2 protein-coding genes are annotated in these 699 nt (G+C 38.1%); one reads left to right on the top strand and one right to left on the bottom strand.

Annotation, left to right across the window (positions count from 1 at the left end; all coding sequences use genetic code 11):
- A partial coding sequence (gene rpmE, locus ACFIO5_RS10545) for a 50S ribosomal protein L31 (RefSeq protein WP_375705375.1) occupies positions 1-156 on the bottom strand: 156 nt, incomplete at its 3' end.
- A gap of 187 nt (positions 157-343) precedes the next feature.
- Between rpmE and ACFIO5_RS10540 the strand changes: the two genes are divergently transcribed.
- Positions 344-699: ABC transporter transmembrane domain-containing protein (locus ACFIO5_RS10540; RefSeq protein ID WP_375705374.1), on the top strand; the 356-nt coding region annotated here is incomplete at its 3' end.

Raw genomic sequence — 699 nt, 5'->3', positions numbered from 1 at the left:
TTGAGATCCACCTGTCCAAGCTGGATGCGTTCTTGGATCAATGTCCAAATTAAGAACATCCCCTTCTTTTCCCCAGGTAGAACGTGTCGTATATTGGGAGCCATCCGTCATAACAACGGTAATCTTGTGATAGTCGGGATGAATATTGGCTTTCATGTGGCAAACTTTCTACTTTTATAAAACAAAATGACACTTGCTCACTTTTTTAAGTGCGCTTGCTTCGTCTTTTTGATAAATTGGTTGAAGTATCCTCTATATAACTGAGCACGTATCAAAAAACAAGTGTTCAAAGTGCATTATCGCATCAAGAGTTATAAACAATCTTATAAGTGAGAGAAACCCTATGAATTTTTTCAATCATTCAGAAAAAGCTAAAAAATTTTTCCATACAAAGCCTTCATTCTCTTCGCTTACAACTTTTAGTCCTTATCTTGTGCGCTATCGCTGGTTGTTTGTCTTTGCCTTTATTGCTTTATCTGTTGCTGCTCTCGTGACTCTTACTTTGCCTGTTGCTATCCGTCAAATGCTTGATCATGGCTTTTCTACTTCAAGTCATGGCCATATTAATTTTTACTTCGCTCTTTTGTTTGTTTTAGCTTTGCTGCTTGCACTTGCTTCAGCCTGCCGTTATTACTGTGTCATCACTTTAGGAGAACGGATTGTTGCCGATTTACGGCGTGATGTTTTTGTGCATATTAT

This window comes from Bartonella sp. AA86SXKL, from assembly GCF_042196885.1.
The sequence above is the reverse complement of the archived record's forward strand: the minus strand, read 5'-3'. Positions and strand labels throughout refer to the sequence as shown.